This window comes from Pseudobacteriovorax antillogorgiicola (genome assembly GCF_900177345.1).
GTDB classification, from domain to species: Bacteria; Bdellovibrionota_B; Oligoflexia; order Oligoflexales; family Oligoflexaceae; genus Pseudobacteriovorax; species Pseudobacteriovorax antillogorgiicola.
The window spans coordinates 40,914-62,323 of the sequence record NZ_FWZT01000029.1 but is presented as its reverse complement, the minus strand read 5'-3'; the positions used below and the strand labels follow the sequence as shown (position 1 = coordinate 62,323).

Annotated in this window: 19 protein-coding genes; 4 read left to right on the top strand and 15 right to left on the bottom strand. The window is 39.6% G+C overall.

Annotated elements, in window-relative coordinates:
* From B9N89_RS27255 to B9N89_RS27190, 15 genes are all read right to left on the bottom strand, one after another.
* Complete coding sequence (locus B9N89_RS27255) at positions 1–645, bottom strand: acetyltransferase (protein WP_159455676.1); 645 nt, start codon at positions 643–645, stop codon at positions 1–3.
* Positions 635–2,554, bottom strand: a complete 1,920-nt coding sequence (locus tag B9N89_RS27250) for a hypothetical protein (protein ID WP_159455675.1) — start codon at positions 2,552–2,554, stop codon at positions 635–637. Before B9N89_RS27250 ends, B9N89_RS27255 begins: the two co-directional genes overlap by 11 nt.
* The gene (locus B9N89_RS27245) at positions 2,514–3,650 is read right to left on the bottom strand and encodes a DegT/DnrJ/EryC1/StrS family aminotransferase (RefSeq protein ID WP_132324731.1); all 1,137 of its coding nucleotides are present in this window, start codon (positions 3,648–3,650) and stop codon (positions 2,514–2,516) included. Before B9N89_RS27245 ends, B9N89_RS27250 begins: the two co-directional genes overlap by 41 nt.
* On the bottom strand, positions 3,647–4,612 hold the full coding sequence (locus tag B9N89_RS27240; protein ID WP_132324733.1) for an NAD-dependent epimerase/dehydratase family protein: 966 nt from the start codon (positions 4,610–4,612) through the stop codon (positions 3,647–3,649). Before B9N89_RS27240 ends, B9N89_RS27245 begins: the two co-directional genes overlap by 4 nt.
* A complete protein-coding gene (locus B9N89_RS27235) occupies positions 4,613–5,371 on the bottom strand; it encodes a glycosyltransferase family 2 protein (protein WP_132324735.1) in 759 nt (252 codons plus the stop codon). It abuts the gene before it with no gap.
* Positions 5,371–6,531, bottom strand: a complete 1,161-nt coding sequence (locus B9N89_RS27230) for a DegT/DnrJ/EryC1/StrS family aminotransferase (protein WP_132324737.1) — start codon at positions 6,529–6,531, stop codon at positions 5,371–5,373. The genes B9N89_RS27235 and B9N89_RS27230 overlap by 1 nt, the downstream gene beginning before the upstream one ends.
* Positions 6,521–8,131 (bottom strand): aminotransferase class I/II-fold pyridoxal phosphate-dependent enzyme, encoded by a 1,611-nt coding sequence (locus B9N89_RS27225; protein WP_132324739.1) that lies wholly within the window; start codon positions 8,129–8,131, stop codon positions 6,521–6,523. The genes B9N89_RS27230 and B9N89_RS27225 overlap by 11 nt, the downstream gene beginning before the upstream one ends.
* Complete coding sequence (locus tag B9N89_RS27220) at positions 8,128–9,141, bottom strand: Gfo/Idh/MocA family protein (protein ID WP_132324741.1); 1,014 nt, start codon at positions 9,139–9,141, stop codon at positions 8,128–8,130. The genes B9N89_RS27225 and B9N89_RS27220 overlap by 4 nt, the downstream gene beginning before the upstream one ends.
* Positions 9,142–9,280: 139 nt before the next feature.
* Entirely contained in the window at positions 9,281–9,919 is a 639-nt protein-coding gene (locus B9N89_RS32505; protein WP_165931738.1) for a class I SAM-dependent methyltransferase, read from the bottom strand.
* Positions 9,886–10,065 (bottom strand): hypothetical protein, encoded by a 180-nt coding sequence (locus B9N89_RS32000; protein WP_165931739.1) that lies wholly within the window; start codon positions 10,063–10,065, stop codon positions 9,886–9,888. The genes B9N89_RS32505 and B9N89_RS32000 overlap by 34 nt, the downstream gene beginning before the upstream one ends.
* Before the next feature lie 273 nt (positions 10,066–10,338).
* Complete coding sequence (locus tag B9N89_RS27210) at positions 10,339–12,000, bottom strand: hypothetical protein (RefSeq protein WP_132324745.1); 1,662 nt, start codon at positions 11,998–12,000, stop codon at positions 10,339–10,341.
* A gap of 20 nt (positions 12,001–12,020) precedes the next feature.
* Positions 12,021–12,971: a GNAT family N-acetyltransferase gene (locus tag B9N89_RS32200; RefSeq protein ID WP_268808912.1), complete on the bottom strand. Its 951-nt coding sequence runs from the start codon at positions 12,969–12,971 to the stop codon at positions 12,021–12,023.
* Positions 12,972–12,982: 11 nt separating this feature from the next.
* Positions 12,983–13,675: a class I SAM-dependent methyltransferase gene (locus tag B9N89_RS27200; protein ID WP_132324749.1), complete on the bottom strand. Its 693-nt coding sequence runs from the start codon at positions 13,673–13,675 to the stop codon at positions 12,983–12,985.
* Positions 13,629–15,041 carry a protoporphyrinogen/coproporphyrinogen oxidase gene (locus B9N89_RS27195; protein WP_132324751.1) on the bottom strand — a complete coding sequence of 471 codons (1,413 nt, stop codon included), beginning with the start codon at positions 15,039–15,041 and terminating at the stop codon, positions 13,629–13,631. Before B9N89_RS27195 ends, B9N89_RS27200 begins: the two co-directional genes overlap by 47 nt.
* Complete coding sequence (locus B9N89_RS27190) at positions 15,034–16,377, bottom strand: DUF4910 domain-containing protein (RefSeq protein ID WP_200820801.1); 1,344 nt, start codon at positions 16,375–16,377, stop codon at positions 15,034–15,036. Before B9N89_RS27190 ends, B9N89_RS27195 begins: the two co-directional genes overlap by 8 nt.
* Positions 16,378–16,585: 208 nt before the next feature.
* On the opposite strand from B9N89_RS27190, the gene B9N89_RS27185 reads away from it, so the two are divergent.
* From B9N89_RS27185 to B9N89_RS27170, 4 genes are all read left to right on the top strand, one after another.
* Complete coding sequence (locus B9N89_RS27185; RefSeq protein ID WP_132324753.1) at positions 16,586–17,722, top strand: hypothetical protein; 1,137 nt, start codon at positions 16,586–16,588, stop codon at positions 17,720–17,722.
* Positions 17,723–17,961: 239 nt separating this feature from the next.
* Complete coding sequence (locus B9N89_RS27180; protein WP_132324755.1) at positions 17,962–19,251, top strand: aminotransferase class I/II-fold pyridoxal phosphate-dependent enzyme; 1,290 nt, start codon at positions 17,962–17,964, stop codon at positions 19,249–19,251.
* 17 nt (positions 19,252–19,268) lie between these two features.
* Positions 19,269–20,189 (top strand): NAD-dependent epimerase/dehydratase family protein, encoded by a 921-nt coding sequence (locus B9N89_RS27175; RefSeq protein WP_132324757.1) that lies wholly within the window; start codon positions 19,269–19,271, stop codon positions 20,187–20,189.
* Positions 20,182–21,405, top strand: a complete 1,224-nt coding sequence (locus tag B9N89_RS27170) for a glycosyltransferase family 4 protein (protein WP_234996177.1) — start codon at positions 20,182–20,184, stop codon at positions 21,403–21,405. The genes B9N89_RS27175 and B9N89_RS27170 overlap by 8 nt, the downstream gene beginning before the upstream one ends.
* Positions 21,406–21,410: the final 5 nt, after the last annotated feature.

Here is a 21,410-nt window from a genome sequence, read left to right as displayed (position 1 = left end):
CTACAAAGCTCTGCTCCAATCTTCGTCTGTCACGTACCTAACTACCTTGGCAGGATTTCCATACGCGACAACCCCCTCAGGGACATCACGAGTGACAACAGCTCCTCCACCTATAATGGAAGAGCAACCAATCGTAACGCGCCCTAATAATACGCAACCAGGCCCAATAAAGCTGGAACTACCAATCTTAACTCGCCCCCCAGTAACAACTCCTGGGCAAATATTTACATAGTCCTCAAGAATCACGTCGTGCTCAATAACACTTGAAGTATTAACTATAACATGCCTACCAAGAAATGCGCCCACTTGAACTATAGAGCCTGGTCCGATAAAACAGCCTTCTTGTATACTAGCGCAGCTTGAGACTACTGCACTAGGGTCTTCTACAGACAGCATCTTTTTATCTTTAAATCGATCAGCCAACGTCTTACGAAGCATATTATTGCCAAGTGCTAGGTGAAGCAAGCTATCCAGACCTATATTAGAAGCCGAGACGACTCTCACACCCGATATCATTCGATCAATCAAGCTTCTTGAGTCATCGGCATAGAAGATACGTTCATTATCATCTAAACTGCGACTTAAGCTGTGATACACAACTCGGCCATGTGCACCAGCACCAAAGATATAATATTTACTTCCCAAGCTTAGCCAACTCCTCGCGCTGAACTGCCACACCGGCTTTACAGGCTCTAAAGCTCACCCTAGGCCCGCTTTCTGAATCAAAAACCTTGAAAACGCCGTCTCTCCCTGTTAGCTTGCACGGATCACCTACTAGTGGATTTTGAGCATACTTTTGATAACCCCAAAAAAGCCCTGTACTTTTCATTGTTGAATGATTATAGCCATTCCACCCGGGCATTTTTGCTAGAATAGGCACATAAAAAGGCATTACATACCTCGTTCCTGTCCAATGGGGATAGAAACTCCAAAACTTGCTTGCCTGATCGATCTCGACTAAAAAGCTACCGGACTTCTCGTATGAACTAATTGCACTTAAGACCTCAACATACTTTCCTAACCCAAGATTTCTCGACTTCATCGCTTCAAAATTGGTTGCTCTAGCCTCTTGCTGACTTTCATATGACTCTATTGCATTTGAGGCCTTGCCAAAAATGTTCCAGCTGCACCCTAAGAAAATTCCAATTACTATATAAAGACTAAAAGCATTTTCTTGGCACAAGTCATGGACTATCTTGATAATCAGAGGTAAACCAATCCAGAATGAGACACTAAAGACATGCCCAATTGTCAACCCAGGGGTCGCAGCATTAATAGCCAACAATGTATATCCGAAGACTAACAACCAAGATACTGACATGAAATTAGCAACAGGCTTCAGACTACGCCTGCATAGGACTATAAATAACAGCAAAGCACTAATCACCAAGGAAAGATTAAAGTAAGTCCACAGAAAATCGAATGGCCCTGAAAATCTCGAGCGCATATTAAAATACGACTGCAGAAAACCAAAGTCAGTCCCATTCCCTCCGTAGTTTACCGATGTCATCTGGATGGATACATAAGTAACAAGAAGGTTGAGAAGTAATGTTATGGTGAATTGAACATACTTTCGGTCAACTAGTAGCTTAAATGTCCAGAAACAAGCCAAACCTGCAACTGCGACTCCAGTCGCATTCTTGGCTAAGAATCCCAGAAAGATGAAAACTCCACCGAGAAAAGTGTGTCCGCGTGCCACAACTACACCCAAGAATATATAGAGAATACTATAGCTAAGCAAATTGGACTCATCTCTATTTAGATAGTCTGCACTCGAGAGTCCGTAAAAGAAGAAGAACGACAAAAATATGAGGTAGGATGGAACTTTTAGAGCTTGAAGTAAACCCTCTAGAGAGGAAATCACAAGGGGTGCTATTACAAAAATAATAACTACTGGGTAAATTAGGTAACTTTCTAATCCCGAGGCAGCAGTCATCGATGCTTGGAAAAAATGCTGTAGAACGTGAAAATGTCGATATAGGACCTCGTGAACTCCAATTGAAGGAACCCCCTCCGAAAGTACCATAGAAGAAATGGCCAGGTGGTAAAGGTGATCAACATTTATCACACCATATTTAAGTGCTTCTAATGGTGCATCTGGCCATCTGTCTAATCTATAAGGCCTCAAAAAAACCCAAAATATACTCGCTCCTAACATAAAGTTGGCTACGATATAAAGAGGGAGCGTTGCTTTAAATGTTTTTCTTAGAAAAGACGGTGCCTTGCTAACTAGAATCAAGAACATTGCACAAAGAGAAGCAACTCCCAAGGTTTTGGCGATCCAATGGAAGTATCCAGGTAGCATCAATGAAAAAACTATATAACCGGACACTAAGAACAAAATAGAGTAGTGCTTTATGTGGCCTTTAAAGAAAGCTGGGAGTATTATTAATGGAGCAGTTCCCAATAACAGTTCCCAAGGTAGATCCTTTACACCATAATGTAGAGTGAAAGAAATTGCTATAGACAGCAACAATATAGGGGTGAATGCATCAAATTTTCTGCTTTGAGCATCAGAAAACTTCCATTGAAGCTTCGATAGTTTTGTTTGCAACATATTCCATATCACGTTTAGACATACCTGGAAAAATGGGGATAAGGATACTTGAATCTGTCAATAAGTTCGTTTGTTCGAGGTCATCTCTTCTTGCATCCTGATAAGGAATCTCTCGATGTATTGCCATCACACCCCGTCTGCTAGAGATTCCTGATTTCAACAGGTAGCTCATCATTCTGTTCCTTCTCAACTCCCCTCCACTCTTTAGTCGAATCGAGTAGCTTTGAAAGTTAGAGTATATGTCGCTATCGAATATTGGAGTTAGAACGCCGTCCGTTTCCGCAAACCTGTAGTTATAGTATTGAGCTATTTCACGCCTAGTTTTGACTATAAAGTCAAGTTTTTCTAGCTGTGCTATTCCAACTGCTGCCTGAATATCTGTCATTCGGAAATTATAGCCAACCTCAGGATACTCTTCAAAAGAAATACTGCCCTTACCATGCCTATCTAAATCACTCAGGTTCATTCCATGTTGCCTAAGAGTACTCAAACGTTCATAGACTTCCTTGCAATTCGTAGTAACAACTCCCCCTTCTCCTGTCGTTATAACTTTCCTGGGATGAAGTGAGTAGCAAGAAATATTATCAGTACTATCACATAGCCTTCGACCAAAGTACATCGATCCCAAGGCACAAGCGGAATCTTCAAGCAAGAAGATGTTGTTCTCAGCACACAAAGATCTGATTTCATCAATATTGGCTGGCATGCCCAATTGATGAACTATAATAACTCCCTTAGTTCTAGGCCCTATAAGGCTTTTTATGGAGTCTATTGAAATATTACCAGATTCGATTTCAACATCTGCAAAAACTGGAACTCCTCCACTGTGTTTTATGCAATTAGCCGTAGCTATAAAACTCATACTAGGACATATAACTTCGTCCCCTCTATCTACTCCAAGTATCCTTAAGGAAAGAAAAAGTGCTGTCGTACATGATGTTGTACATATAGCGTACTTTGCACCCACGGCTTCAGCAAACTTTTGCTCAAACTCCTTTACTAGTGGCCCTTGAGTGAGCCAACCCGTTTCAAACGGCTTCTGAACAGCTTCAATTTCTTCCACTCCGAGATAGGGCTTTGTAATTGGTATCATCGGTTCTCCATATACCATTTAGATAGCAATTCTAAACCTTTATCTAAGGAATATTCAGGGATATAGGACAAATCTTTAGAAATTTTATCAATGGATGCCAACCGCCTACTCACAGGGTTTGCCTTAACGACGTTGACATACTTTGGACTAATACTGCAATTATTTACTTTCAATAGTGTAGTCAGCAAACTTGATAAATCTGTCTCTACTTCTGTTGCTACATTGTATATCTCATCGGTCGTATGTGATAGTAATGCCTTGATATTTGCTTGTACTACATCTTGTACAAATACAAAGTCCATACTCGTCTTTCCATCGCCATGGATCTCAGGAACGAGTCTTTCTTTAATACACTTTAACCACTTAATTAGTACTTCAGTATAGACTCCTTCGGTATCCATTCGAGGACCATATATATTGAAGTATCTCAATCCTATATAGTTCAATCTATGTGTGTAGTGATAGGTTCTTAACACCTGCTCACCGAATAGTTTTGCTGCACCATAATAAGTACGGTTACTATATGGATGACATGTTTCTGATGTTGGGAAACTTTCTGCATCACCATAGATAGAAGCCGATGACGAGTAAACAATTTTCTTGACATTAGAGTTAGCAACCATATCTATCAGTTTGTGACAGGCTTGAACCATAACTTCAAAACCAGCGTTAGGATCTTTATGGCATGCATTGATTCTTAGGGCTGCCATGTGAAAAACGTAATCGGAAGCATCTACACATTCCTTCAACAAAACGGAATCTCTAATATCACCTACAATAAGCTCTACTTTAGGTGATATTAATGCATCAGCCAAGTTGATTTTCGAACCACGTACCAGGTTATCAAGTACAATAATCCTTTTCGGATTGTGATTAAGAAGCTGATCAACTAGATGCGAACCGACAAAGCCAGCTCCACCTGTTACTAAAATAGTACTATTCTCTATACATTGCTCATGCAACTATGCACCCCCTCGATGACATTCTTCTAAAGTCAACTTCCTACGTTTGCTTGCTAATGTCGTCATCCGAAAACAAGCCATATCATATAGTGCCCATGTTATATCGAAAAACCTTCCCAACGAACCTTTACCTTCTTCTCGACGAGAGTATGCACAGGGGATAGCACTAACAACCAGACCATTAAGCTTCGCATTCATAATCATCTCAGGAGTTGTAAATGACGGACTCTTTGATTTTGGCCAAATACATTTTATTATCTTATGCCGATAAATTTGAGTGAAGTTAAAATCTGAAATTCCAGAAGATAAAGATGGGAAGAGCAGCTTAATCATACTTCGATTTATACCAGAAATGAACCTTCTCCACCTTGTAGCCCCTGGATAGGACGACCTCTCCAATACAATGACATCTGATCCCGAGTGTTCTTCAATCTTTCTTCTGATGTCTTCAACCGATACCGGCATATCAATCCCCGTGTGACAAACATAGTGGCAGGAACTTGCTCCGAATCCTCTCTGAAGTGCTATACCAACATTAAAGTTTGCATAGTTCTTGAGTAATGTGAAAGACTCTAGATTCTTAAACTCCTCTAATATTTTTGATGTACCATCATCAGACCCATCGTCTACCACAATCAATTCGAAATGTTGAAAGTTTCTATGCAATGAGTCGAGATAAATCTGAATATTTTTACTGGCTGTCGTTGCTTCATTGTAGATTGGTATAACTAGTGACAAGCTCCACTTACATTTATCCATTATTTAAAAATCTCCCCGACAGACTCGACAATATAGTTTTGTTCTTCTAAAGTTAGTCCTGGAAAGATAGGAAGAAAGAATGAAGACTTCGCTACAGAAACTGTATTAGGGTAGTCATCATTTCGCAGTCTGTAATCTGAAAAAAACGGCTCTTGATGTAACGGTTGGATACCGAACCTACAGGATATGTTTTTGTCTTTCATCTTCTTTATAACTAATTCGGGCGTTACATTACTGTCGACAATTTTGAGCATGTAAGAAGAGTATGAATGATCAACTTCTTCAGGAACAAAAGGAATACAAAGATTGGGATGATTCGAAAAATGGCTATCATAGTTCGCTGCTATTTTTTTTCTTTCTGACAAGAAATATGGAAGCCTCTCTAGTTGCCTGATCCCAATTGCAGCCTGTAGATCTGTAAACCGATAGTTGTAACCTGACGTATAGTATTTTTGGAGTAGAGCCCCTCTATTTTTATGCCTCTCTAGATCCGAAATCGATGCACCGGTAGACCTTTGAACTTTACACCGGTTAATAAAGTCTTCGTCATTGCTGATAATTGCACCACCTTCACCTGTTGCAATCATCTTCCTCGGGTGAAAGCTGAACGTAGCCGGTATCCCATGGTTCCCGAGGTATCTTCCCTTATACTTCCCCCCTAACGAAGTCGCTGCATCTTCAATCAAAAAAATACCCTTGGAATTCGCAAAGTCCTTTAGCGAATCTAGATCACAGGCCAGCCCTATCTGATCAACACAGACTATAGCCTTTGTTTTCGATGTTATAACTCTATCAATATGACTTACTTCAATGTTAAATGTATTTGGGTTAACGTCCGCGAAAACTGGTTTTGCACCTGACATGAGAACTGCATTTGCATTAGCCATGCATGTCAAGTTAGGAATTACAACTTCATCTCCAAATTCTACACCGATGTTTTTTAGTGCAAGGTGTATAGCGGTAGTACATGAGTTAGTCGTAGCTACAAAACCTCCTCCACAGAACTCGCTTATTCGCCTTTCAAAGTCTTCTGTCACTGGCCCCTGACAAAGCCAGCCGCTTTCAATTACCTTAACTACTCCCTCAATCTCCTTTTGGTCCATAAATGGCCTTGCTAAAGGTATGTGATTAAAAAGCTCACTCGTCTCATCAATACTCATTCACAACCTCTAAAACCCTTGTAACTTCTTCATCTGTCATTTCTGGGAACATTGGGAGTGTTACGATATGATCTGCTATAAACTCTGATACGGGTAGATCTCCACGACAATAGCCTAGATGTTCATAGGCATCTTGAAGATGACAAGGCACCGGATAGTGGGTTCCGTAACCCACATTTTTTTCCGTTAAAAAGTGGGTGAATCTAGATCGATCGTCGACCAACACTGGAAATAGATGAAAAGAATGATAGTTTTCATCTGATACTATTGGTACCTCTATCCTTCCATTTTTGAGGTTCTCGATATAGCGCTTTGCAACTGACCTACGCTTTTCTATCCATTTGTCCAGATACTTAATTTTTATACCCAAAACCGCTGCTTGAATTCCTTGCATTCGATAGTTACCACCGATCGAGGTATGCAAATTCTTTACTGAACTTCCTTGATTTACGATAATTGAACATTTGTTTGCTATTTCTTGAGACGAGGTTACAATAGCTCCACCTTCACCCACTGCTCCAAGATTTTTGCTAGGATAAAAGCTAAAGCATCCTACATCACCAAAAGTTCCAACCAGAGAACCATTAGAGCGGGTTCCAAGTGCTTGAGCGCAGTCTTCAATTAAGTAGATATTTTTTTCCTTGAGCTTCTTAGACATATCGCTAATATCGGACGTGTTTCCATACATATGAACTGATATCACCGCTTTAGTCTTTTCTGTGATCTTATCCTTTAGACACTCCCAATCCATATTCAGACTTTGTCTATTTACATCGCAAAAAACTACTTTTGCACCAACGGTACTAACAGCAAAAGCTGTAGCGATGAAAGTATTAGAAGGAACAATAACCTCATCACCACTTGAGATTCCAAGTGATTGCATACTGACTTGAAGCGCTGATGTTCCACTACTGCAAAGTACAGCATTATCGACACCAAGATACTTCTTCAAAGATTCACAGAATAAATTATGATATTGCCCCCCAGTATACTCCTGTGACCTCAACACTTCTATAACCTTCGCCTCGATAACTTCTTGGATATCACTATACTGCCTAGTAAGATCAAAAAATGGGACCGAATATTCATTGACTTCAACTTTAGTATCTATTTTTCGAATAGACCTAGCAGGATTTCCACATACGATAGTATTGTCTGGCACATCTCTTGTAACAACTGAGCCTGCCCCAACAATAGAGTCTTTCCCAATAGATATTCCACCGAGAATTACTGACCCAGTTCCAATCGAAGCACCCTTCTTCACTATAGTCTCAAGCGTAGCCCAGTCCTTATCACACTGGACAGAACCATCACTATTTGTCGCTCGTGGAAATTTGTCGTTTATAAAATTGACGTTATGACCAATAAAGACGTCATCTTCAATGGTTACTCCTTCACAAATAAATGAATGTGAAGATATTTTGCATCTTCTTCCAATCGTAGCACCCTTTTGAACCTCTACAAAGGCTCCCACTTTACTTTCGTCGCCGATACTACAGCCATAAGCATTTACATAGTCGAATATTTTTACATCTTTTCCAATTTTGACATTGTGAAGGGTTTTTTTGGCAGTATCTTGAATCATAGTATTTTTCTTCACAATAAGTCCACCTCTACTGCAGCACCACCCAATTCTATCGATACTTGAGCAGCTTCTATTACCTTTATAACATTAAGACCAATCTTACTATTCGACACCGGTTCCGACCTATTCCTGATTGAGTGTGAAAAATCTCTCATCACAGCAGCGAGGGGTTCTGAGTTTCTAATTTTTGGGACATGAATATCTCCGATCCTATATTCATAGAGCTTCTCTTTTTGCTGTTCTTTCGATTCTAAGACCTTATAGTTTGAATCGTAAATTTTGACTTTTTCAGTTGGTTCTACATCGTCGTAAACTATCATCTTCTGATTACCACCTATGAATGTTCTTCGTACCTTCACAGGTGATATCCATGAAAAATGAAAATGTGCAATGAAGTCATCATCATACTGCAAGGTCATATATGCTATATTTTCTTGCTCACCTTCATGTGACTTTCCATTTGCTAAGACTCGACAAGGTATTTTCTGCGTAATAGCAAATAGAATCGATAGATCATGAGGAGCTAGATCCCAGATGACATTAACATCATTTTGGAAAAGGCCAAGGTTGATTCGTGTAGAATCAAAGTAGGTTAATTTACCAATTTCTCCAGACTGAATCTTTTCCTTTATTACTTGGACAGCAGGGGAATATAGAAAGGTATGATCTACCATAATGGTAAGATTTTTTGCCTCTGCAAGGGTAACTAGTTCCAAACACTCAATACTGCTAGATGCAAAGGGCTTCTCGACCAATACATGCTTCCCTGCTTCCAATGAAAGCTTACAAAGATTGAAATGAGTGTGCACTGGAGTAGCAATAATAATTGCATCAATAGATTTTTCTGTTATCACTTCTTCAATATCTATTGAGGTTGGCACACTGGGATAGAGTCTATTGCATCTAGATAGCTTATCTTTATCTATGTCGGCAACAACAACAAGCTCTAGGTCGTCGTTCGCGATGGCATTTCTGACCAGGTTAGGTCCCCAATAGCCGAAACCTACAACAGCGACTCGAATCACGCGAGACCCCCTTGGATAGATTTTTTTGATTACTAAGGGAAGGATAGTGGATGCCAAGGGATTATTCAAGCTTATTGCTTTCCAACAAAAACCTAGAACTCAATGTAAACTAGGGAACAAACCTTTCTCAAACAACTCTCTATAGGCCGCTTTTTTTAAGCCTATTGTAGATTCGGTATCCTGGTCGCAGGAGCACTTTTAAAGATGGATACTTAATTCCAATTCCTCGTCCTATTCTAAGAATTTTCTCATCAAGGTTCGCTAAAATCAAGATTTTCAGATTAGCAACAAAGTAGTTTTTTCTGTTCGTCTTAGGCGGTATGGGGCGACTACTTTTTCTAGCTATTATGTAGCCCACTTCGTCATTTCGATTAACAATAGAGTACCCTCTAGCTATGAGATCATCTTGAAATTGAATAATTGAAGGATAATGAAAATGAGCAATATGAAAAAATCTAGAGTATCCCCAATTACGTATATTTTCTAAAAATGGCATCGAGATGTACAATAAACCAGTTTCTTTCAAATGAAGATCTAGTGACTCTAGCAACTTGAACGGGTTAGCAATATGCTCTAATACATGATTAAGGACTATCAGGTCGAATCGACCTATACTATTTTTAAAAGAGCTATTGTACTCAGAGAGGGAAATGATCTCGACACCAAATTCTTTACGCCCATAGTCAACATATTTCTTATCCGGATCTACACCATATACATTCCAACAATCGTCCTTAAACGGTTTCAGATTCCATCCTCCACCGCACCCCCACTCCAAAACTCTAGGATTTTTGAGATTTCTGCAATAGCCACGAACCGCTCCCAGTATGTGATTAGAGCTATAATCAGTTCGGTGATCGATAGCCTCTTTTGACTTAACCCCTTTCCCTCCACTATATAGATTTCGATATACTGAACTTTCATAGAACGACGTGTTGTCGGCTTCTGACAATCTTCGTGTTGAAGATGGGTGTCCACACCTAACGCATAGTCCTACTTTTATAGGAAGATTGTACCGATCGTACCTACAAAAAACAAAAAAGTTACTCGAACCGCATAGGCACTTTACGTTATTGAGTTTTCCTTCAATACAAGTATGAAAGTCATCGATAGACTTCACATCGCAAATATCCATCATAAGCTCCCGCTAGATCTTTGAGATACACAAACTCGCTAACTATTTTTAAGCAGATTAGGTCAAGGTTCAACTGATAGCATCCTAGAAAGCACCCCATTCCAAAGTCTTTGGGAACTAACCTGCTTTCCAAACTGCTCTAATATCTCACGCCTAACTCTCCGAACATCACTTGAAAACCACCAATCGGATATATTTTTCCTATGAAAGAGCCCTTCAACTACTGAAGAGACTTGTTCAGGCTTTCGGTAAGCTATCCCTACTTCTTCGAGTTGTTCATAGTAACCCTTGAAGGAATCGACAAAGTCAATTCTGGACGGATCCCACAATAGTATGGTTGGGATATCTAAACTTATGGATTCTATCCACGTGGTATTGACATTATCAATAATATTCAGTGCTGATAGCCTAAAGCTTTTGTATATATCCTTTTCTTGATCAAAAATAGCATCGCTAACGCATGAAGATATATAGTCCCTTTGACTACTACTACTCGCTGGATTCATCCTAATACAGGTCATAGCTCTAATTCTTGTTGATAGCAGATTAAGAAAATCGATTTGCCTCTGAAAGTAGTCGTGACAGCAAGTATAGTAGGGTGAACCCAACCTGTTGTGGTTAGCGTCACTACCGACGAGCAAAATTCTTTGTCCTCGAGATAACTTCTTCGGTCGCATCTGGCTAGACAATTTTATTGACCCCAGAGGAATATCTACTGAGCCATTGATCCAACCCCATGTAATATATTTATCAGAAATATTTCTCTCATGATTTACTGGAAAGTCCACTACGTTGTAGTTGCCTCCGTGCTGTATACCAATCAGTTTCATAGACTGATTCTCTAACCTCTCAGCTACAAAAAAACGTAAAGCACCACAATATCCATGCATCATATTGGTAGCGAAAATCTTCTTCGGATCACCTGTAATTTTCATGGAATCATCACATAATTCGCTATAGTATTCTACGATATCTTGCGGCAAAAATTCATGTATACTAGATCTGATAAAGCAGTCGAAGGAGGAGTCTTCAAATTCAATATCACTAAAAACACGGCTTTTTAGGGGGTATTTTGCGGTCGAGAGGTCAAACGTATTGAAGTATTTCACTTTCCTATTAAACGGCAATCTAGCTAGTATTATTTCTGATCTGGCGAAGCTCTGCCTCTCAACTAGATTCTCATAACCGAAAAAATTATAGCTCTGAGAGTATTCACCTCCGCCGACTGGAGAAGGGAAGCCCTCTCGACCATGTATGCACTCATGAGGGGTTTTCAAGCACTCAAGAAGACGTGTATGAATTTGCATCCCATACCAAAAATCGTCTCGAGCAAAGTGCATCATGCTCATCGGACTTGTTAAGAATGAACGGAAGTACTTTCGATCTAGACCGACATGGCGATAATAGTTCATATCTTCGCTTTCTAGTACTCTATACCATGGATAAACTACTGACAAAAAATTACTAAGCCAATAGCCTATCATGAACTCCCAGTATCGCTTTGTTCTTTCAATATTGTGTAAATCATTGAGGTACCTACACAAGTAGTCTAAATATATCGGATACATTTGTCTTATCTTACCGACAACTTCGAGTCGATTGATCTTCTCCCGAAACTCTAACCTCCAAGAATCATGCGAAGGCAATTTAGGGTCGAAACTAAAGAGGTACTCTTTTGATTTTATAGCCTCTGGAAGGTAGGAGTTTTCGATTTGGAAAGGCAAGATGTATCGATCTGAGCTAATCACAGGCTTATCTCAAAGTACGGGCGTAGTACACCCCCAAAAGATAATTTGAACCATCCCCTCCGCGGACTATTAACTCCTTCCAAGTCAATAGTATTAAGTCCCATTTCAGAAAAATACTTTATAGCACTCCATATTACAGCTGTTCCGCAACTTGTTGACCTGAATTCTGGATCACTTGCACCATACAGATAGTATGCCATTTTAGAATCTAAGCCAAAGATTGCTGAAGATACAATATTTTCCCGTTCATCATATATATTGAAAACTTTGCAGGAGCCCATCTCTAGGAGAGAGGTGACTATTGCAACCATTTCTGATATCGATCGGGGGTCTATATCCACCCCCTGACGAGCAAATGTCTTTTTGAAAAGTGACGAGAATATATCTAATGATGGCGTCATATCCAAAGTTAAGTTACTTCTATTAAATTTTCTAATCTCCTGTCGCCTTGACGAAGAAAAGTTTGATTGAAACGATAGTTCTCCCTCGTCTCTAAGTTTTGAAATATCAAGATACGTTGTGTATCTCAGGTCTAACTTGTACTGTCGCCCACACTCGTAGTTATGCCAAAGAAACGCCCTTAAATCATCTACTGATGGGTGCAATCTCAAAATAACTTTGAGATATCGTCGATCTAGTTCGGATGCTACGAATGCCGCTACCTCTAGCCGCTCAGAATAGATTTGTGATTGATTTTGATTAGGGCTTGGCTTTCGAAATAGAATACCACTGTATATTAGGAATTCGTTGTCTTTTGAAGTTTTAGCGCAGTCTGACTCTGGAACTACAACCAGGCCATAAATCTCTCGATTCTTAAAGCAATAGTACGTCCCTACTTTGGTCGACAATGATCGAAGATAGAAGCTTTTACAAAATATAGAACCATTAGGAGAATTATCTACTAACCTATCCCATTGATCATCCAATGGTGCATGATCAAGACGCATATTAACCAATTCTACCTCATTACTTTTGTAGCTTCGACTACCCACTCAGAGTGAACTAGATACTCTGGGTGTGTCATGTCAATATTTTCTCGATGTTCTATCTTAGTTATTTCCCAATGGGCTTCGAAAGCATCTTCAATATCGCCTATGCTGTAGAATCTGATTTGTCCTGCCCCAGCTACTCCACCTGCATTAATACCCTTGGTTAATCCGTCGTGGAATCGCTCACCATACTTCTTGCTACTATGGCGATCACTGTACGGATTGAATAAAAATTTTCCCTTATTCACTAGAACGCGATGAATTTCGCTAAGTGAGATAGCAAATGCTGTTCTACCTAAACAGGTTAAAGCAGCCCGATCTATAACCATATCAAAGCAGGAATCTCCAAATGGCAACTTCGTAACATCTCCAACCACAAAATCACCCTCAAGACCTTCTCTTTCAAAACGAGACTTTGCATATGATATTGCCGATTGACTTGAATCTATTCCCGTGACCGTAAAGCCTTCTCGACTCGCAAACCATAGGTTATTTCCGGTGCCACACCCTACTTCTAGAATTGAAAAATTTCTACGAGCATCCATTGTTGAGCAGCTTCTAAATATCTGAGAAACGACAATATCCCACGGATATCGATTGATATCGGAGTTAGAGCTATACTTCTTTTCCCAGATTGGGTCTGTGGTTAGGACTTCTTTCATAATTCAAACTCCTTCCGTCCGAAATCAACAGTTTTAAATCTCTAAGTATCTGCAGTTTAGTGAAATGTATAGGATTTGCGGCATAGAAATTGGTTTTTTTGGAGATAACACCAGATAATTCTTGCCATTTAGGACTAAAATCTCTTCGCAAATACGAATAAGATTTTGGAACACTAAATGCTACCTTATCAAGGTAGCTCCCGTATCTAATAAACCCCATTTTTTTAAGCTCGGTCCATATGTCGTCGGTAGAAGCTTCTGGATTTGTAAATAGCGTAGACTTTGAATTGATTGGGACCTCGCAACAAACATATGCTCTATCACAGAATTTTTCACCATTAGTAGGTTTATAGTTCGACGGTGAGGAGACTCTAAATATTTTGAAATCAGAATCAAAGTTATGAATGTAGCTATATCGCGAAAGTTGTTCTGGAGCGACAAGAAAATAGTATAGCACCATAGGCACTCCAGTTATTGATTGTGATATGCCTACATCAACACCAAGATGATTTTCTAATTCATCATAAGAGCCAGCCCAATAGATTCCGTCACAAACAAGTTCTGTACCACTTGATAGGAATACCCTGTATCTACTATTCTTTCGTTCAATTCTATTGACAAGCATATTTGATTGTATATTGACGCCATTTGCCCTAAGAGTGTTTTCTACGCTATCGCAAAAACCTCTCATGTTGTTTTTTCTCGGATAGAAACTTCGAAATTGATATCGATTACAGTATTCACGATAGTACCTCAGAGGATCGTCAAATGAAGAAGCCGCTATTTTTTCATCTAGTAACTTAGATTCTTTGAGAATTTTTGCACTAGAATCATCTAAGAAGTAGACTCTATTGAACAATGTAGCCTCAAGCATTGCGGATGATATATTGCTAGCTTCCTCCAGGTATATTTTCCTTATCATAGGGTAAAAATAATCAGCTACCGTTCTGCCATATCGCTCTAGAACTTTATCTTCCAATGAATTCGAGTCGTCGCACAAAGATTCGAATGAACGCAGTATGTCAATAAGGATTGTACCACTGGTATCTTCATTGAATCTAAGGTCTGGAATAGCAATACCTTTGCTCAGTCTTCCTCGATACCAAGAACCGTATACAACGTTCACAGGGTCGAACTCATTACCGCCAAGCTCAAAGAGATGATCCGTCATCTCATCCGAGTCGTTATCAAACAAATGACAACCCTTATCTAAGAATAACCCGTTCCATGGTATCGAGGACAGTACTCCACCAATAGAAGTCCCTTTATCTACTACAGTGACACTTTTCCCTGATTTGCTAAAGAGGTATGCAGCGGACATACCACGAAAGCCTCCTCCAACAACAACCCATTGCATCCTACTCATATTTTTTGCCTCTCTGAACAGGAGGAAGTAAGCTTAAGTACTCGATCAAATCAGATTCTAGTAGAGTTTGACAATTTTCATAAACCTCTCTAAACGAAACATTTAGGATGTCAGATATGTCAAGAATTGAGTGTTTTCCATCGGAGTAGGCTAGAATATGAGTCAATAGTTCAGCTTTTGAGTACTTACCTTTCTGTCCTGTATTCGGGTACAAACCTCTCTTACCAAGCTGAGGCTCACATAGGACTCGGTACTTCGGATAATGATCGTTCTCAATTGTATAAATTGCGCTACTAATTGCATTGAAGGCACCTTCTAAACCTTTTGGTGTGATAAATTCCAAATTATCATCTGAAGTATGATACTCGGGATACTCACCATACTTCGATCTCATAATCGAGACGACAGGCAGATCGACACCTGGACTGCAGTACTGTCTTTCGTCACTTCCCCGATCCAGATAACTATACGACCTATACTCCTTAACAAGATGATCTAGTGTATTTTTTGCGACTTTGTCTGCATAGGTATTGCCCAATCTACTGGGTAAAAAGGAATAGGCGTTTTCATCCCCAACACACGTTACATTGAACCCGGCGATTACATATTTTTTCAAATGATGAACATTTCTTGATAAATACGCAATCGAACCGATTGTTTCCGGTAGGAATACGATTCTATATGTATATCTTCTATTCACATTATTTGATAGCCACCTACTCAGAAAGGCTGTCAGGCAAGGACCCGACAACTCGTTATTCCCAAGTGAAGGATGACAGATATAAGTCGATATTAACACTTCTTCTTTTTCTTCACCTTCTAGGAGAATCTCACCGTAAGTTAGGAAACCAGGCTCTAGACTGGCATCAATATATACACGATATTTCCCACGTTTTAGAGATCTTTTCAATACCTCGGACATGCAGAAGCCCCATTTAGGTTCATAATACGAAGTGACGTAAGGAATAGCATTTACCCGATCTTCCTGAGTGTACGTATGTAGCAAAAGCTCTTCAAGACTGACGAATGTATCTATAGGTGTGGAATATCCCATGACATGTAGGTTGTTTTGTTTGAAATCAACAATCCTATTCCCATCTGGGTCCTCGACATATGCATCTTTGATATTCCACTCCAACGGAACTTCCCAATCAAATACCTTTTGACCTGATGGTACTTCATAGGTTGTTAGTTCAGGGCACAGCTCTTTGATTGTACTTAACGTCCTTCGGACCCCATCTCCAGTGATACTCCTCGGCACATCCCAAAGCGCTTTCGCTAATTCGTATATATCGTTGCCTATCATTACATACCCAAACGTTATCTTTTCGTGCAAATTGATTCTGCTTTATTTTTCTATAAACAAGAAGATAAACTACAAGGGTCTAGGCAGCCACTACTTATTTATTGTCAAAAATTCAATCTGAGCTGGTTCTATGGGCGAGTCAAGCGCACCGAAAACAATCTTTTTCCTATTCAATAACAGTGTCGATGTTGATCACTTAGTTCCTGTAGTTTACAAGCTCCTTTTATCAGGGGCTGTAGTGAAGTATAGCTACCAAGAATCGGTAACCTTGGAGGACGACCCCCGAATTCTATTTCTCAAGACGTTCGAAAACTTTTCTTCAATAAAGATTTTAATTTGGATATCAAAGATTCAAAGTAGTCAACTAAGGAAGCTTCTTACCAACAGCTGGCTATTAACGGCGATATTTAAACTAAATAGTATCTCTACATTTGTCATTGAATGGGGTCACGGGCTTCCATCTACTAGACCGCCTTTTCGGTTTTTAAGATGGCTAAAAAGAAGCTTCTGGGACTCTTCAAGAACTCAACACTTAAGGGCTGCAAAAAACTTAAGAATACGACTTATTTGTTTGCCTCATGGTGTTAATCTTAAAGAGAACTTTGCCGTTAACAAACATGTAGCAACGGTGATGGCACAAAACGGAGGTAGCTTACCTTTTCAAGATAGAAATGTATTCGATACCTATGTCTTTGCAAATAGAAAGCACATGGACAGCTACATCAAGCTAGCCAGAATGGAGCCTTCAGTAGCTAGAACCTGGGGTAGTGCAAGATTCTCTGAAGAGTGGATTGGGATTCTTTCTAAAATATACGGCAAGTCAGGAATATACGGCGAGTCAGGAGCAGCAGTTGATCAAAGACCAGTGGTACTCTTCTTCTCACCAAAGTGGCATAATAATGTGAATCGCACTGCTACACTTTCACTCCTTGCTAAACTAGCCAAATTGGACATCTCCTTGATTATCAAATATCATCCGAGACTAGGTGTCTCTGAGTTAGAAGAACACGAAGAATACCATCTCTCTATGCTAGGGGATGTGACATTTGACAGAAATACCCCATCAATATCCCTGGTTTTGCAATCTGATATAGTTCTCGATCTAGGGTCAAGTATTTCGCTCGATGCTATACAGCTGCAAAAACCGGTTATCTACCCTAAGTATCTACATACCAATGAACTAGTTTTTGAAAAACTTGGAGCTGTAATAATTGTGAAGAATGAGACTGAAGCCCTAGATCAAGTTAACTTAGTTCAAAACGGTGGGCAATTGCCAGATAAATCAAACCTATTAAGTGAATTAGTGTACGGAGGAGTAGATACACATAACGTCTTAGAAAGATATTCTAATCAGATTATAGATAAGAAAAATTGAACACATTGAAATCAGACCCTAAAAAGGTGTTAGAGAATTCGTCTTCAAGAGCTAGATATGCAACAACAGAAATCAAGGCCAGCAATTGAACTAAACATCTCGATTTTCCACTTGAGTATAATTATGAGAAAATGTAGCGTTTACTAAACTAAGCCAGCGGTAAACACTGTTTTTGATAGCTTACAGACCCACTATTATGGGTCAATCTTTGATGTCTATGTTTCACTTTGGAGCTCCTCATGGAAAATAGCCTTCCGATTCGCAGAATCCTATTCGCTAAACCAGTTCACGGTGCCGAAGAAAAGACAGCCGTCATCGAAAGCCTAAATACTGGCTGGTTGGGTTGTGGAGAGTATACACTAGAGTTCGAAAATAGATTTCTAGAATTAGTCAAAAAGAAGCATGGCGTTTTAGTTAACTCAGGATCATCTGCAAACCTTTCCGCAATTTCTGCGTTAAACCTCCCTAAAGGCAGCGAAGTCATAACACCTGCTTGCACGTTTCCTACTACATTTAATCCGATTATACAGTGCGGACTCACACCTATGGTTTGCGATATCGACATAGAGACTTTAAATCTAGATATAAAAAGTATAGAAAAATATATTGGCCCAAAAACGAAAGCTGTATTCGCCCCACATGCCTTTGGTTGCCCTCTTGATACTTTCGCACTTAGGGATATCTGTAATCGACACAATCTATACTTAGTTGAAGACTCTGCCGATACGATAGGGACTACAGTAAATGGTTTTTTTTCTGGGAAGTACTCAGATCTCTGTACTTTTAGCTTCTATGCTACTCATCACCTAACTCTCGCTGGCGGTGGTGGCATGCTTGTTACAGACTCTGACGAGATCATGTACAATGCTAGATCTCTTAAAGACTGGGGAAGAGCAGATGAATTTCAGAAGTACTGGACTAGAGAAGGCGAAGACTTCAGTAGGAGATTTCAGCATAAAGTTGATGGTATACATTATGACAGTAAATACACCTACGATAGAATAGGCTATAATTTCAAAACTATTGAGCTACAAGCGGCGTTCGGGTTAGTACAGCTAAAGAGACTAGCTGAATTCAATAGAATTAGAAAAAGAAATGTTGACTACATGATGAATTTTCTTAGGGAGTATAGCGAGCTATTTCAACTACCAAAGTGGGATAGTCATCTTGAACCTTCTTTACTTTCATTGCCAATTACACTTAAAGAGAATATTCCATTCGAGCGATACGAACTACTCGAACACTTAGAGAATCATGGTATTCAGATTCGATTGCTATTCGCAGGAAATATTCTACGCCATGAAGCATATAAGAATATTGTGTATCGAAAAGCCGACTCATTGAAAAACAGTGATAGAGTTATGAAAGATTCCTTTCTAATTGGAATACACCAAGGCATTGATGAGGACGACTTGGATTACATGTGCAAGGTGTTCAAGAAATTTATTGATACGCAAGCAAGTTCAGGAAGCTCTAGAAGCTCCCAAGTACAAAGCAGTTTCGATGAGAAGTCTGAAATTTCTCTCTAGTTGATTAGAGGGTTAACATGATGAAGATACTAGTCACAGGGTGGCATGGATTCCTAGGTTTCAATTTAACTCAACTACTTCTTGAGAATTCTTATCAAGTTTTTGGCGCCTCTCGAAGTTGTCCACCTAGATTAGCCAACTATTGCTCTCATGATTACTTTACATATATTTCGTGTGATATTTCCGACCCTAGGGATCTAAAAAAGTTACCTCATGTTGATTTTGTCGTCCATTTAGCCGGAAATACTTCTGCCTCGGCAAGTAACAAAAGCCCTCGATTCGATTTCGAGCAAAATCTAATCGGAACATTCAACCTTCTCGAATGGGCCAGTAGAGGTGAACCAACGCCTTTCATACTGAGTTCTACTGCGAAGATATACCCACTAGGTGATAACATCCCTAGATCGTTCTATGGAACTTCAAAGTATGCCGCAGACATATATGCTCAAGAGTTTCAAAGTAACTTATCACTTCCACTCATTATTAACCGTTTTGTAACTCTCTACGGTCCCCACCAATACAGCTTCTCTGCACCTGATAAAAGCTGGGTAAATTGGTTTATTCAAGCAAACTTACAGGGAAAATCTATTACTTTGGCTGGAAATGGAGATCAAAGACGTGACCCCCTATATGTTCTAGATGCGGCGCACCTAATTCTTAAGCAAATCAAAACTCCAGAAATGATGAACAATATCTTCGATGTTGGAGGGGGAGTATCCTTGGTAACTACACCGAGAGATGTCGTCAGAAAAATCGTATATCTTACTAAAAATGATTTCACGAAAACTATTTGGCGGGATCTTAGAATCGACGAAAAACCAACTTTTATCGCTGATATTTCTAAACTAGAGCCATATTGGAAGCCTAAAACTGGACTTCATAGCGGATTAGCGAGTACGCTTCAGTGGATGAGAAAGACTGTTGAACATTATGCATAAGCCTACTATTAATTTTATTTTGCCAGCAAATATAGTGGATAGTCTAAGTAGGATTGCACTTGAGTGGTCAAATCTCATGATTGAAGATCACACTATCATCATTTCTTACCCACTTGTTGATCATATTGATTTTATAAAATTTCAATCAAAAGAAAAGTTTAGAGGCATTAAGCCCCACCTTGCTCGCTCGACTATTCAGAAACTTTGGGCCTGCTATAAAATAGCTACATCAAAAGGAAAGTTCGCTACACTAAAAGCATTTTTTGAACTACTAATTGGTACCTATAAATGGCAGGGCCTACGTATAGGAAACGTCCATTCAAGTATCCGTTTTAACCCGTTTCTATGCTATCCAAACAATAGCAATATGCCAGAGGCGGACTATATAGGATTCCTTGCCGGAAACTACTTGACTCCTCGCCTAACAAAATTAGACAAGAGTAAGGGCAAAGTAATAGCTTCTATTCATCTAAATTATGACTCAGTTGAAAAGGACCCATCACCTTTGATGAAAGAGTGGTTCACTCAAGAGTTCAACATTCTGAAAACATGCAATGTCCCAGTTTTCGCTGAGAGCAGGCGGAATATGCAAGTAGCAGAAAGAAAAGGTCTAAAAATTGTAGGGTTAGTACCACCTGGTATAAACTTCGAGGAATTCAAAAAGAGACAGACAAGTAGCAATGCTATTATAAACGTTATGCTTTTTTGCACTCCCAAGCCTCAAAAAGGACTAAGATTTGGTTGCGAGGCTATTCAGTCTCTGCGTAGAAAATATAGCAGCAGAAATACCGTAAAATTTATCTCCATTGGAAATGTGACAGAGGAATTTAGAGGGTTGTTTGATGAGAATATTGGGTTCTGCTATGGTGACGACTACTCTAGAGCACTGAGAAGAGCAGACATCTTTGTCTGGCCAGAGATATATAGCGGATTTGCAACACCCCCTCTTCAAGCCATGGCATCTGGCTCAGCCCTGTGCACAACTGCAATCGATGGCACAGAAGAATACTGTATCCATATGCAGAACAGTATGACATGTGAACCTTACGATGTAGATACAATGGTGAATAACATCTCTACTTTAATAGATAATAGACAACTTAGGAGTTTTGTTGCTTCAGGTGGCTTAGAAGTTGCTCGTCGTTATACCTGGCCTGAATCAGTTCGGAGATTGAAAGAGATCATGAGAAGAGAGTCTTTAGTTGATTCAGCTTAAAATTT

Bases quoted from the DNA above. Each gene is read 5' to 3' on its own strand.
- B9N89_RS27180 (WP_132324755.1), top strand. From the start codon at position 17,962: ATGGAAAATAGCCTTCCGATTCGCAGAATCCTATTCGCTAAACCAGTT.
- B9N89_RS27235 (WP_132324735.1), bottom strand. From the start codon at position 5,371: ATGGATAAATGTAAGTGGAGCTTGTCACTAGTTATACCAATCTACAAT.
- B9N89_RS27230 (WP_132324737.1), bottom strand. From the start codon at position 6,531: ATGAGTATTGATGAGACGAGTGAGCTTTTTAATCACATACCTTTAGCA.
- B9N89_RS27245 (WP_132324731.1), bottom strand. From the start codon at position 3,650: ATGATACCAATTACAAAGCCCTATCTCGGAGTGGAAGAAATTGAAGCT.
- B9N89_RS32200 (WP_268808912.1), bottom strand. From the start codon at position 12,971: ATGCGTCTTGATCATGCACCATTGGATGATCAATGGGATAGGTTAGTA.
- B9N89_RS27170 (WP_234996177.1), top strand. From the start codon at position 20,182: ATGCATAAGCCTACTATTAATTTTATTTTGCCAGCAAATATAGTGGAT.
- B9N89_RS32000 (WP_165931739.1), bottom strand. From the start codon at position 10,065: ATGAAAGTTCAGTATATCGAAATCTATATAGTGGAGGGAAAGGGGTTA.
- B9N89_RS27175 (WP_132324757.1), top strand. From the start codon at position 19,269: ATGATGAAGATACTAGTCACAGGGTGGCATGGATTCCTAGGTTTCAAT.
- B9N89_RS27195 (WP_132324751.1), bottom strand. From the start codon at position 15,041: ATGAGTAGGATGCAATGGGTTGTTGTTGGAGGAGGCTTTCGTGGTATG.
- B9N89_RS27200 (WP_132324749.1), bottom strand. From the start codon at position 13,675: ATGAAAGAAGTCCTAACCACAGACCCAATCTGGGAAAAGAAGTATAGC.